The following is a 12,681-nucleotide window of genomic DNA, read 5'->3' on the forward strand; positions in this document are numbered from 1 at the left end:
AGCACGCACGCAAGCGCCATTTACACTTGCTTGCGATTCTTTACCTATGCGCGCCGGGTTGAAACTTACGATTGCCAACGCCTAACGCATTGGGCGCCAGGGCGGCCGGGGACTTCCGTTTCCGGCCGCCTTTCTCATTCGTAAATAAAGTCAGCAGAATGGCCCACAATAAATGAACAGTTTCGATACCGTCATTCTGGGAGCGCTCACCCGAATCGATCTGCCGCCCCTGCTCAATCACGCGATCCGGGTGATGGCGGGGCTCTACACGTTCAAAGGTTATGTCCTCATCCCGCTCATCGCGTGGATCTGGTTCCAGCCAAACGAGCGTCGCGAGTGGCGGCGCGAGATGATGTTCGCCACGGTGGCCAGCGGCCTGATCGCGCTGGCCGTGGGTCGCCTCCTCGCGCGCTTTCTACCGTTCCGGCAACGGCCAATTTTCAATCCCGATCTGCATCTGCATTTCGCCTCGTCGTCCTTGCGGGCGGCTGGACTGACTGACTTCAGCTCGTTTCCAAGCGATCACGCGATGCTGTGGGTGGCGATTGCGGTGGGGATCTTTCTTGTGTGGCGGTTCGTCGGCGCGCTGGCGATTTTATATGTGCTACTGATTATCTGCTTGCCGCGTGCCTATCTCGGCTATCACTATCCCACCGATCTGATCGCGGGCGGCGTAATCGGTGTCGCGATCACCTGGCTGATGACGCGCGACGCCATCAGGAAGCGAACCGCCGGACCCGCGCTGCGCTTGATGACGCGCTTTCCCGGCCCGGCCGCCGCAATGGCATTTCTCGTATGTTTCGAACTGGTCACGCAGTTCGACGATCTGCTGCGACTCACCCACTCCGTGTTGCACGCAATGAGCTGAAATCTGGCGCGGGCGACGCTTTTGGCGCGCCGCCCGCGCGGCATCACACTGCGCCCGGATTGACGTACGCCGTCTTGACGGTGGTGTAGAACTCGCGCGCGTAGCTGCCTTGCTCGCGCGGGCCGTAGCTCGAACCCTTGCGGCCGCCAAACGGAACGTGATAGTCCACGCCCGCCGTCGCGGTGTTCACCATGACCATGCCGGCCTGCACGTGGCGGCGGAAATGGTTGGCATGATTGAGCGACGTCGTGCAGATACCCGCCGACAAACCAAACTCCGTGTCGTTCGCCACGGCCAGCGCCTCGTGATAGTCCTTGACCTTGATGACCGAGGCAACCGGGCCAAACACCTCTTCGCGGTTGATGCGCATTGCCGAAGTCGTGCCGGTGACGAGCGCGGGGGCAAGGAAATAGCCGCGCGTGGCGCCTTCAACACGCTCGCCGCCGTACACCTCGCCACCTTCTTCGCGCGCAATCGCGATATAGCGCTCGTCCTGCTGAAGCTGCTTGTCGTCGACAACCGGCCCGATATGCGTGCCGTCCGCGAGCGCGTCGCCGGTCTTCAGCGTCTTCATGCGCGCCTTCATCGCTTCGACGAAACGGTCGTGAATGCCTTCGGTCACGATGAGTCGGCTCGACGCCGTGCAACGCTGCCCCGTGGAGAAGAATGCGCCGTTGATGCAGGCTTCGACGGCCACGTCGAGATTGGCGTCGTCGAGCACGACCATCGGGTTCTTGCCGCCCATCTCCAGCTGGAACTTCTTGCCCGTTGCAAAACACTTCGCACCAATCGCGCGGCCCGTCGCGACCGAGCCGGTGAAGCTCACGGCGTCGACGTCAGGAGAGCTGACGATTGCCTCGCCCACCACCGAGCCGCGCCCCATCACGAGGTTGATGACACCGGCCGGCGCACCCGCTTCCGCGATGATCTTCACGAGTTCCCACGTGCTCGCCGGCACGAGATCGGCAGGCTTGATGACGACCGTGTTGCCGTAGGCCAGCGCAGGCGCGATCTTCCAGGCGGGAATGGCGATCGGGAAGTTCCAGGGCGTAATGAGCCCGATCACGCCGATCGGCTCGCGCGTGACCTCGACGGTCATGCCCGACCGCACCGAGGGCACGATCTCGCCGCCAAGGCGCAGCGCTTCGCCGGCGAAGAACTTGAAGATTTGCGCGGCGCGGCCCACTTCGCCGATGGCCTCCGGCAGCGTCTTGCCCTCTTCACGCGCGAGCAGGCGGCCCAACTCGGCCTTGCGCGCAAGAATGACGCTGCCTACCTGGTCGAGCAGGTCGAAGCGTTGCTGTGGCGTAGAAAGCGACCACTGCGCGAAGGCTTTGCGCGCGGCGGCAATGGCGTCGCGCGTCTGCGCGTCGTCTGCCTGCGCGAATTCGCCGATCGCGTCGTCGAGATTGGACGGATTGACGTTGGTGGAGGCCGTGGCGCCGCGCACCCATTGGCCGCCAATGTAATTGTCGAACTGGTTCATGTTGCGTTTCCTGATTCAGTGGCTCACAGCAATCCGCGCGAAGCCAGATTGCGATAAAGCGCGCGCACGCCGAAGGTCCACGGCGCGAGTGCCGTGCTCAGTTGCACGGTGTTGACCAGCGCGCCGAGTTCGGGCGCGGAGATAGTGACCTTGTCGCCGAGATGGTGCGTAAAGCCGCCGCCCGCCGTATCGCGGTCCTTGATCGGCGAGAACATGGTGCCGAGAAAGAGCATGAAGCCATCGGGATACTGGTGATGCGGGCCCCACGTTTGCGACACGAGGTCGGCCGGGTCGCGGCTGATTTCGCTCATGTGGCTGATGCCCTCCAGAACGAAGTCATCGTCCGTGCCTTCGACGCGCAATGCGACGCTCGTCTTGCGCACGGTGTCGAGCGTGAACGACGCGTCGAACAGGCGCACGAACGGGCCAATCGCGCACGAGGCATTGTTGTCCTTGCACTTGCCGAGCAATAGCGCCGAGCGTCCTTCGATATCGCGCAGATTCACGTCGTTGCCGAGCGTCGCGCCGACGATCTCGCCGCGGCTGTTCACAGCCAGCACGATTTCCGGCTCGGGGTTGTTCCAGACCGAGGCCGCCAGCAAGCCGACATCGTCGCCAAAGCCCACTGCCGACATGGGCTGCGACTTCGAAAAAACTTCCGCGTCGGGCCCGATGCCCACTTCCATGTACTGGGACCACGCGCCACGGCGCTCGAGTTCCGCCTTGAGCTTCATCGCTTCTGCCGAACCCGGCTTGATCTTCGAGAGATCGGTGCCGATCGTGGCCGCGATGGTTTCGCGAACTTCCTGCGCCTTCGCGGGGTCGCCGCCGGCCTGCTCCTCGATCACGCGCTCGATCAGGCTCACAGCGAACGTCACGCCGCATGCCTTGATGGCCTGAACGTCGTTCGGCGCGAGCAGACGCAGCGCCGGCGCCACGCTGCCGGGCAGATTCGCTTCGATCAGCTTCTCCACCGGGCCGAGCGATTCGCCGCTCACCGTGCGTGCAAATTGCGCGACGTCTTCACGGTCGAAAAGGTCCGCGGTGGTCGGCGCGCTCGCCGTGATATCGATGACTTCGCCGTTGCGAACGAGCACGACGCAGGGGCCTTCGTGCTCGCCTGCACGGCGCCACACGCGGCCAACGAGCAATGCCTGCCCGACGTCGCTGGGAAGCCAGTTTGATGAGGTGTTCGAGGTCATGCTGCCTCCAGTTTAATGTCCGTTATTTAGTGTGAATGGCGCGGGTTGCCGCGCTCGGCAATGACTTTCAGATAAAGCGTGGCGGGTTCGAGGCAACCGCCCGTGGACAGTTGCCCCACCGTCTTGCGATACAGCTCCTGCCAGGGCGTTTGTGCAGGCGGAACCTCGAAGTGCGCGGTTTCGCGGCGGCGCGCAAGCTCGGCTTCGTCAACCAGCACGTTCACGCTGCGCGCGTTCAGGTCGACGCGAATGCGGTCGCCCGTTTGCAGCAGCGCGAGGCCGCCGCCCACCGCCGCCTCGGGAGACATGTTCAAGATGGACGGGCTGGCCGACGTGCCGCTCTGGCGGCCGTCGCCCAGCGTTGGGAGCGACGTGATGCCCTGGCGCACCAGTTCCGCCGGCGGCGCCATGTTCACCACTTCGGCGCTGCCCGGATAGCCCACCGTGCCCGTGCCGCGAATCACGAGAATGCAGTGCTGGTCGATTTCGAGCGACGGGTCGTTGATGCGCGCGTGGTAGTCCTCCGGACCGTCGAACACGATCGCGCGCGCCTCGAACGTATTCTCCGCGCCCGGCTCGCTCAAATAGGTCTGACGGAAGGCGTCGCCAACCACGGACATCTTCATGATCGCGCTGTCGAAGAAGTTGCCCGATAGCACCATGAAGCCGGCGCCATGCTTGAGCGGATCTTCAGTTGTCTTGATGACTTCGCGATCGGGCTCGGGCGTGCTGTCGGCAATCGCGCCAATGGTGCGGCCCGACACCGTGAGGCAGTCGCGGTGCACGAGGCCCGCGCGGTCGAGTTCGCGCAGCACGCCGGGCACGCCGCCCGCGCGGTGGAAACTTTCGCCGAGAAATTCGCCCGCCGGCATGCAGTTCACGATGAGCGGCACCTGTTCGCCCACGCGCTGCCAGTCTTCAAGGCTCAGTTCGATGCCCATGTGCCGCGCGATGGCGATGAGGTGCGGCGGACAATTGGTCGAGGCGCCCAGCGCGGAGGCCACGACGATGGCGTTCTCGAACGCCTCTTTCGTCATGATGCGCGAAGGCCGCATGTCGTAGCGCACGAGGTCGACAATGCGCTTGCCCGTTGCGTACGCCATCTGGCCGCGCTCGCGGTAGGCCGCCGGAATGCTGGCGCAACCGGGCAGCGACATGCCCAGCGCTTCGGCGAGGCTGTTCATCGACAACGCCGTGCCCATGGTGTTGCAGTGGCCGATGGAGGGCGACGAAGCCGTCGTCAGTTCCATGAAGCCCTCATAGTCGATTTCACCGGCCGCCAGCAGGTTGCGCGCATGCCAGATCACGGTGCCCGAGCCAACGCGCTGGCCGTTATGCCAGCCGTCGAGCATCGGACCGCCCGACAGCACGATGGCGGGCATATCGACGGTTGCCGCGGCCATCAGGCACGCGGGCGTGGTCTTGTCGCAGCCCGTGGTCAGCACGACGCCGTCGAGCGGGAAACCGTGAAGAATCTCGACGAGACCGAGATACGCCAGATTGCGGTCGAGCGCCGCCGTGGGCCGGCGGCTCTGCTCGGCGAGCGGATGCACCGGAAATTCCATCGGGATGCCGCCCGCGTCGCGAATGCCCGCCTTCGTGCGGGCAGCAAGCTCGATATGGTGGCGATTGCAGGGAGCGAGATCGCTCCCCGTTTGTGCGATGCCGATGATGGGGCGGCCCGATTGCAGTTCTTCGCGGGTCAGACCGTAGTTCATGAAACGCTCGACATAAAGCGCGGTCATGTCCGCATGGGCCGGATCGTCGAACCATTCCTGGCTGCGCAGGCGCCGTGCGTTGGGCTGGGTCATATCACTCACTCCGTTATTCCTTGTCTCGACGATGTCGCGGGCGCATAGATGCGTTCGCGCCGATTTGTTATCGGTAACATTTCTGGATCTTAGCACTTTGTGGTCGCGCTGTGCACCAGGACAGACCACGCGTTTTCCCGGTTGCGGCAACGCGCCGGAGGCCCTCAGCGCACTCGCCCGACTTGCCCTGGCACCCGCAGCCGTGCTAATTTAGCGCCCGCAGTGTTACCGATAACAAATAGCGTGCTGTTCACTGCCAGCACAGAGATCCAGCAAACACACCACGAACGACGTGGAAATAGCCTCCCCTGCTGCGGGACCGTTCAAAGGCATATGTGAAAGGAGACACATCCCATGCCAACCCTGACCCAGATTGCGGACTCGCCGTCCGCCGTCAATGAAGCCGAAGACCTCTTGTACCGCAAGGTATTGAAGCGCATCTTGCCGCTTTTGCTTCTGTGCTACGTCGTCGCCTACCTGGACCGCGTGAACGTCGGCTTTGCCAAGCTGCAGATGCTGGATTCGCTGGGCCTGAGCGACAGCGTGTACGCCGTGGGCGCGAGCATTTTCTTCTGGGGATACTTCCTCTTCGAAATGCCGAGCAACCTGCTGCTGCACCGCTATGGCGCGCGTTTCTGGATCGCGCGCATCATGGTGACGTGGGGCATCGTTTCTTCGTCGCTCGCCTTTATCGCGCCGCTTGCGAGCGTCTTTCACGTGCAAACCTCGACGATGTTCTACATCCTGCGGTTTCTGCTCGGCGTGTGCGAAGCGGGCTTCTTCCCCGGCATCATTCTCTACCTGAACTACTGGTTCCCGGCGCGCCGCCAGAGCGTCGCGATGTCGGGGTTCCTGATCGCCATTCCGGTGAGCCTCACGCTTGGCGGGATCGTCTCGGGGTGGCTCATGGAAAACACGCATGGCCTGTTCGGCCTGGGCGGCTGGCAATGGATGCTGTTGCTCGAAGGCATTCCTTCGATCCTCGTCGCCTTCGTGGTGCTGGCGCGCATGGGCGACGGCATTCAGTCGGCGAAATGGCTGAGCGCCGCCGAAAAAGCGGTGCTGCAAAAGAATCTCGAACAGGAGAGCGGGAAGAAAACGCATAGCGCCATGGCGGCACTGAAAAGCCCGCGCGTCTGGCTGTTGACGTTCATTCTTCTCACCTTCAATACCGGCTTCTATGGCCTGGCATTCTGGCTGCCTTCGATCATCAAGGCTTCCGGCGTGAAGAGCACGTTCAATATTGGCTTGCTGACCGCCATTCCCTATCTCAGCGCAGTGGTCGCCATGATCTGGAATGCGTCGCACTCCCGCAAGACGGGCGAGCGCCGGCTGCATGCGGCCATTCCGGCTTGTATTGGCGGCGTCGGCCTGATTCTGAGCGCACTGTTCGCGCACAACGTGGCGCTTTCGATCGTATTCCTGACCATTGCCACCTGCGCGATCCTTGGGCTCATGCCGATCTACTGGACGTTCCCGGGGCAGATTCTCTCGGGCACCGCAGCGGCGGCCGGTATTGCGCTCATCAACTCGGTCGGCAATCTGTCGGGCTTCACGGGCTCCATGATCACCAGTGTGGCGAAGGACCTGACCGGCGACATCAATAACGGCACCTATGCGCTGGGCGCCTGCTTGCTCGTGAGCTGCGTGCTCATTCTGTCGATTCCGAAGAGCATGCTGAACCGCGATCCGGTGGAAGAGAACTGAGCCTTATGCAATTCAGCTAGATCGTCCGTTGCGAAGGCCACCATCTGGCTGCGCCTTCCTTACACGATCCCTTTTTTGCAAATTGCGCCGGCCTTGTGCCGGCGCTTTTTTTTGGGGCCTCCGAAGTCCGGCCATTACGCGCAATTGGCCCCCTGACCATCCCAGCGCTTGCACAAAAAACGTCCAAAATAAACAATGCGAAGTGCCTAAAGAATTTCAGCACGCTGCCGTTAAGCCGTGAAGACTGCTTTCCGCCCGATACACCACGATCGGGCCACCATCAAGCCATGGAGACGCTGTGATTCGACACTGCCTTGGGGGCCTGCTGCTGGCGCTCGGTTGTCTTGGCACCGCGGTTGCCGCGGGCCCCGACTGCTCGCGCTCATTTACGCTCGCCTTACACGATCACGGGCTGCTCTACTCGGTCGACACGGACACGGGCATCGACAAGGACTTCGCCGACGCATTGGCGCGGCGCAGCGGCTGCCAGATCCGCGTGAGCCTGATGTCGCGCGCGCGCATCTGGAAACTCATCGAGTCGGGTGCGCTCGATTTCAGTCTTTCGGGTATTGCGAACGAAGAGCGCAATCAATACGCCGATTTTGCCTGGTACTTCAGCAACAAGTACTATCTGCTGGTTCGCAAGGATTCGGGCATCCACCAACTGGCCGATTTCGAGCACAACGACAAGTTCCAGCTCGGTGTGATTCGCAGTTTCCGCTACAGCGCGTCGGCCAATCGCCTCGTCGACTCGCTCTCCGCCGAAAACCGTGTGAGCCAGGCCGGGGGTCTCGAGCCGCTTTACCAGGCGCTGATTCTCGGGCGCATTCAGGGAATGATCATCGAGCCGTTCGATTATCCGGCTATCGATGAAGCGAAGATCCGGAGCGTGACCAATATCGTGGAGTTCGACGATCCACCCATTCCGCATGGACTCATCATGTCGAAGAAGGCGCTCTCGCCCGAAGAGCGGGACAAGTGGCGCGCCCTCGTCAACGAAATGATCGCCGACGGCACGGTGCGACGCATCTTCACGAAGTACTTCAAGCCCGACCTCGCCGACTCGATGGTCCCCTTCTAGACGCCACCATGACCCGGACGCGCCTCGTTCTGCTCCCGCTACTGGTTCTCTGCGCCGCCCTCGGCGTGACATGGGCGCTCTGGAACCACGAGCGTGAAGCGGCCCGCCACGAACTGCTTACGCAGTTCGACTTTTCGCTCGGCGACGTCGTGAGCCGCATCGAACAGCGCATGGGCACGTACGAGCTTTTGCTGCGCGGCGTGCAGAGCCTCTTTGCCGCGAGCGGCGAAGTCGACCGCGACGCATTCCGGGCTTACGTCAACACGCTGAATCTCGACGCCAACTTTTCCGGCATCCAGGCGATCGGCATCATCGCGTGGGTGCCGCAAACGCAAAAGGCGGCGCATATCGCGGCCATGCAACAGCGCGGCCTGCCCGGCTACGCGATCGAGCCCGATGGCGCACGCGAAAACTACGCCCCCATCATTCAGCGCGAGCCGTACATCGGCGCCAATCGCGCGGCGCCCGGTTTCGACGCATGGGCCGACCCGGTGCGCCGGCGCGCCATGGAGCAGGCGCGCGACACCGGCATGGCGACCATTTCCGGCAAGGTGCGCCTTTCGGTGGACACCGATCCTGGCGCCGACCCCGGCTTCGTGATGTACATGCCGGTCTATGCACGCGGCCAGCAGGCGCCGGAAAACGCCACCGACCGCCAGGCGCAGCTCGTTGGCTGGGTGTACGCGTCCTTTCGCATGCACGACGTCATTGCCAGTCTTTACGGCGAGGAGCCGCCCGGCCTCTCGGTTTCGATCTACGACGGCGTGGAATCGTCGCCGGACGCGCTGCTCTACAAAACGTCCGGCGCTACCCCTCATCACGTGCCCGGCGAGCTCTCGGCGACCGAATATCTCGTCGTTTGCGGACACGACTGGATGCTCAAGCTGATGGCGCGCGACGGTTTCAAGGCGCGCTTCGGCCGCGACGCGGCCACGCTCATCGCCATCACCGGCACGGGCCTAAGCCTGCTGCTCGCGCTGCTCACGCGCCTCATGATGACGGGCCGCAGCCGCGCGCTGCGGCTGGCCTCGTCGATGACGAAGGAACTGCGCGAAAGCGAGGAAAAATTTCGCGCCATTGCCGACTGCACCGTCAACTGGGAAATCTGGTGGTCGCCGGAGGGCAAGCCGCGCTGGATCAACTCGGCGGTGGAGCAGTACATCGGCTATACCGTCGAAGAATGCATGGCCATGAGCGATTTCGCGTGCACGGTGATCTATCCGGACGACGCCTCCTACGTCGCCCCCGAGTTTCGCGGCGCGCAGCTGGGCTCGCGCGGAGACAACCTGGAGTTTCGTTGCGTGCGCAAGGATGGCTCGCTCATGTGGCTATCCGCTTCGTGGGTGCCGATTACCGACTCCAAGGGCGATTTCATCGGTTTCCGCACGAGCGGGCGCGACATCACCGAGCGCAAGATCGCCGACCAGCGCATCAAGGAACTGGCCTTTTACGACGCGCTTACCGGCCTGCCCAATCGCACGCTGCTGCTCGACAACCTGAAGGACGCCATTACCGAGAGCGCGAGGAACGGCACGAGCGGCGCCCTGCTGTTCATCGATCTGGACCACTTCAAGACGCTCAACGACACGCTGGGCCACGACAAGGGCGATCTGCTGCTGCAGGAGGTGGCCAAACGCCTCGCGGCGAGCATCCCGGCAGGCGACACCGTGGCGCGCGTGGGCGGCGACGAGTTCGTCGTCGTGGTGGGCAATCTGAATCCCGTTCCCTGTGAAGCGGCCCGCCAGACCGAGACCCTGGGAGCGCGAATTCTCTCAGTGCTCGGCAATCCTTATCGACTCGACGATATCGACTACCGCAGCACGGCCAGTATTGGTGCGACGGTATTCAAGGGCTTCCAGGCATCGACGGACGACCTCATGAAGCAGGCCGATCTCGCCATGTACAAGTCCAAGGAACGCGGACGCAACGCGGTGCGCCTCTTCGACCCCGACATGCAAACCGTCGTGGTGGAGCGTGCCGCGCTCGAGGCGGCGCTGCGCGAAGCGATCGAAAACGAACAGTTCGTGCTGCACTACCAGATGCAGATCGACCGCGACCGCGTAACCGGCGTCGAGGCGCTGGTGCGCTGGCGTCATCCCGCACGCGGGCTCGTGTACCCGGCCGATTTCATTCCGGTGGCCGAAGAAACCGGGCTCATTGCCGAGTTGGGCAGTTGGGTTCTGCGCGCAGCCTGCACCCAACTGGCGCGCTGGGCCGCGCAGCCCGACACCGAGCATCTCACGATCGCGGTCAACGTCAGCGTGCAGCAGCTTCACCAACCGGACTTCGTGGAAAGCGTGCGAGCCACGCTCGAACAAACCGGCGCGCGAGCAGACCGGCTCAAGCTCGAGTTGACGGAAAGCGTGCTGGTCGACAACGTGCAGGAGATCATCGAGAAAATGGAAGCGCTGAAGACGGACGGCATCGTCTTTGCGCTCGACGACTTCGGCACCGGCTATTCGTCGCTCGCGTATTTGAAGCGCCTGCCGCTCGACCAGCTGAAAATCGACCGCTCATTCGTGCGCGATGTGCTCATCGACCCGAACGACGCCGTGATCGCGCGAACCATCGTAGCGCTCGCGCACAGCCTGGGCCTCGGCGTGATCGCCGAAGGCGTGGAGACCGAGGAGCAACGCGCCTTCCTCGCCTCGGCGGGATGCTACGCGTATCAGGGCTATCTCTTCTGCCGCCCGGTTCCTGTCGAAGCGTTCGAAACGGCGTTGCGCGGACTCGAAGCGCCGCAGTGCGTCACGGAGTAGGCGCGCCACGCCGCTTTTCGTCTTAGGTTGTGCCACGCTGGCGCGGCACGAGCAGGTCGGACATGCCCACGCGGTGCAACATCTCCGCTCTCACGCGGTCCAGTACCGCGAAGCCGACGTCCGCACCGTCCTGAGTCGGATCGACATGCACGCGGAACGGCCGCTTCCCAAAGGGGGCATCGACCGCTTCGACAATCGCCTCGGCCACGAGGCCCACGTCGGCTTCCGGCGGCACGATGGCGGCGAACGCTTTCTGGATCTGCTCGCCGAACCCGGCATAAGGGCCCGCTTCATACGCCGCGACCACGCCCTTGTCTTCCGGACTGCCCGCATGCGAAAAGTGATTCGTGCCCGAGGTAAAAGCGCCCGGCACGATGATCGACGTTTCAATGCCCCAGCGCGAAAGCTCGCGTGCGTACTGAACGGCAATCGCGTCCATGGCGGCCTTCGCCGCAAAATACGGCGCGAGGTAAGGCGGCGTGCCGCCTGCGGAACTGCTGCTCGACACCCACACCACGAGACCCTCGCGCCGCTCGCGCATGTGCGGCAGCACCGCACGATTCACCCGCTGCGTACCTAGCACGTTGATATCGTACAAGTGCGCATACTGCTCCGGGCTGAACGCTTCGGCCGGCCCGAAGGCCATGTGACCCGCGTTGTGGACGATGACGTCGATATGCCCGCTTTCGGCGATCACGCGGGCGATGCCCTCGTCCACGGACGGCTGCGACTGCACGTCGAGTTCGACGGTGCGCAGATCCACGCCGTTGTGCCGCGAGAATACCGCCATCTGCTCGGCGACCGGGGCGTTGCGCCCGGTGGTCGCGCGCATGGACGCGTAGACGGTATGGCCCGCGTGGGCGAGTGCTTCGGCGGCAAGGCGGCCAAACCCGCTGGATGCGCCGGTAACGACAATGACTTTCTTCATGATGGGCTCCTTGTTCATCGTGAAAATTATGATCAGGACATCAAACAATGCCGCCGTTCACGCGTATCGTTTGACCGTCGATCCAGCTTGCGCCGCTGCCAACGAGAAACGAGACCACCTCCGCGATGTCGTCCGCCTGGCCGAGCCGCTCGAGCGGCGGCATCTTCGCGAGGCGCTCGATCTGCTCGGGCGTCTTGTCCTTCAGGAACAATTCGGTTGCGGTCGGTCCGGGGGCCACCGCGTTCACGGTGATATTGCGGCCGCGCAGTTCCTTGGCGAAGATATTGGTCATCGTTTCCACGGCGGCCTTGGTGGCGGCGTACACCGAGTAGCCCGGCAGCGCGAGCGCCTGGATGCTGCTCGAAAAGTTGACGACGCGGCCGCCCTGGCGCAGCTTCTTCGCGGCAATGCGCAGCGTATTGAAGGTGCCCTTGAGGTTGATCGCGACGAGCCGGTCGAAGAGCGCGTCGTCGGTATCGGCCAGATTGACGAGACCCGGCTGCATGACGCCCGCGTTGTTCACGAGGATATCCACGCCGCCAAAGAGCGTAATGGCCTGGTCGAACATCGCGGCCACCTGGGCCGGCACGGCCACGTCTGCCTGAATCGCCGCGGCGCGGCCGCCGGCTGCCTTGATTTCCTCCACGACCGCGTTGGCGTCCGCCGCGCGGCCGGCGTAGTTGACGACGACTGCGATGCCCTCGCTCGCGAGGCGTTTGGCGATGGATGCGCCGATACCGCGGGAAGCGCCGGTAACGATTGCGACTTTGGGGGTGTTGGCTTGCGTGCTCATGGTGATGCTCCGTTTCGGTTGGGCGGGATGTAACGCGGTGCAACGT

Annotated in this window: 9 protein-coding genes; 4 read left to right on the plus strand and 5 right to left on the minus strand. The window is 63.4% G+C overall.

Annotated features, from left to right (window positions below; all coding sequences use genetic code 11):
- Positions 1–172: 172 nt before the first annotated feature.
- Positions 173–868: a phosphatase PAP2 family protein gene (locus U5A57_RS14785; RefSeq protein ID WP_321911990.1), complete on the plus strand. Its 696-nt coding sequence runs from the start codon at positions 173–175 to the stop codon at positions 866–868.
- A 43-nt stretch (positions 869–911) separates the two neighbouring features.
- Here the strand turns inward: U5A57_RS14785 and U5A57_RS14790 are convergent, their stop codons facing one another.
- Genes U5A57_RS14790 through U5A57_RS14800 form a run of 3 tightly spaced genes read right to left on the minus strand, consistent with a single transcriptional unit; the run spans position 912 to position 5,367 of the window.
- Entirely contained in the window at positions 912–2,354 is a 1,443-nt protein-coding gene (locus U5A57_RS14790; RefSeq protein WP_321911992.1) for an aldehyde dehydrogenase family protein, read from the minus strand.
- 23 nt (positions 2,355–2,377) lie between these two features.
- Positions 2,378–3,556, minus strand: coding sequence for a fumarylacetoacetate hydrolase family protein (locus U5A57_RS14795; protein ID WP_321911994.1), 1,179 nt, complete (start codon positions 3,554–3,556; stop codon positions 2,378–2,380).
- A gap of 26 nt (positions 3,557–3,582) precedes the next feature.
- Positions 3,583–5,367, minus strand: coding sequence for an IlvD/Edd family dehydratase (locus U5A57_RS14800; protein ID WP_321911996.1), 1,785 nt, complete (start codon positions 5,365–5,367; stop codon positions 3,583–3,585).
- A gap of 354 nt (positions 5,368–5,721) precedes the next feature.
- Here U5A57_RS14800 and U5A57_RS14805 point away from each other — a divergent pair, with 354 nt between their 5' ends.
- The 3 genes from U5A57_RS14805 (at position 5,722) to U5A57_RS14815 (ending at position 10,914) form a co-directional block, all read left to right on the plus strand.
- Complete coding sequence (locus U5A57_RS14805) at positions 5,722–7,074, plus strand: MFS transporter (protein WP_321911999.1); 1,353 nt, start codon at positions 5,722–5,724, stop codon at positions 7,072–7,074.
- Between the two features lie 298 nt (positions 7,075–7,372).
- Entirely contained in the window at positions 7,373–8,155 is a 783-nt protein-coding gene (locus U5A57_RS14810; protein WP_321912001.1) for a substrate-binding periplasmic protein, read from the plus strand.
- Between the two features lie 8 nt (positions 8,156–8,163).
- Positions 8,164–10,914 (plus strand): EAL domain-containing protein, encoded by a 2,751-nt coding sequence (locus U5A57_RS14815; RefSeq protein ID WP_321912003.1) that lies wholly within the window; start codon positions 8,164–8,166, stop codon positions 10,912–10,914.
- A gap of 22 nt (positions 10,915–10,936) precedes the next feature.
- Here U5A57_RS14815 and U5A57_RS14820 read toward each other — a convergent pair whose 3' ends face one another.
- Positions 10,937–11,842 carry an SDR family oxidoreductase gene (locus tag U5A57_RS14820; RefSeq protein ID WP_321912005.1) on the minus strand — a complete coding sequence of 302 codons (906 nt, stop codon included), beginning with the start codon at positions 11,840–11,842 and terminating at the stop codon, positions 10,937–10,939.
- Positions 11,843–11,882: 40 nt separating this feature from the next.
- A complete protein-coding gene (locus U5A57_RS14825) occupies positions 11,883–12,635 on the minus strand; it encodes an SDR family oxidoreductase (RefSeq protein ID WP_321912007.1) in 753 nt (250 codons plus the stop codon).
- Between the last annotated feature and the right edge of the window lie 46 nt (positions 12,636–12,681).

It is taken from the genome of Paraburkholderia sp. J11-2, assembly GCF_905220185.1.
In the GTDB taxonomy this organism is placed as follows: Bacteria; Pseudomonadota; Gammaproteobacteria; order Burkholderiales; family Burkholderiaceae; genus Paraburkholderia.

Coding starts and splice junctions, on each gene's coding strand:
- U5A57_RS14795 (WP_321911994.1), bottom strand. CDS start 3,556: ATGACCTCGAACACCTCATCAAACTGGCTTCCCAGCGACGTCGGGCAG.
- U5A57_RS14800 (WP_321911996.1), bottom strand. CDS start 5,367: ATGACCCAGCCCAACGCACGGCGCCTGCGCAGCCAGGAATGGTTCGAC.
- U5A57_RS14825 (WP_321912007.1), bottom strand. CDS start 12,635: ATGAGCACGCAAGCCAACACCCCCAAAGTCGCAATCGTTACCGGCGCT.
- U5A57_RS14820 (WP_321912005.1), bottom strand. CDS start 11,842: ATGAAGAAAGTCATTGTCGTTACCGGCGCATCCAGCGGGTTTGGCCGC.
- U5A57_RS14790 (WP_321911992.1), bottom strand. CDS start 2,354: ATGAACCAGTTCGACAATTACATTGGCGGCCAATGGGTGCGCGGCGCC.
- U5A57_RS14785 (WP_321911990.1), top strand. CDS start 173: ATGAACAGTTTCGATACCGTCATTCTGGGAGCGCTCACCCGAATCGAT.
- U5A57_RS14815 (WP_321912003.1), top strand. CDS start 8,164: ATGACCCGGACGCGCCTCGTTCTGCTCCCGCTACTGGTTCTCTGCGCC.
- U5A57_RS14805 (WP_321911999.1), top strand. CDS start 5,722: ATGCCAACCCTGACCCAGATTGCGGACTCGCCGTCCGCCGTCAATGAA.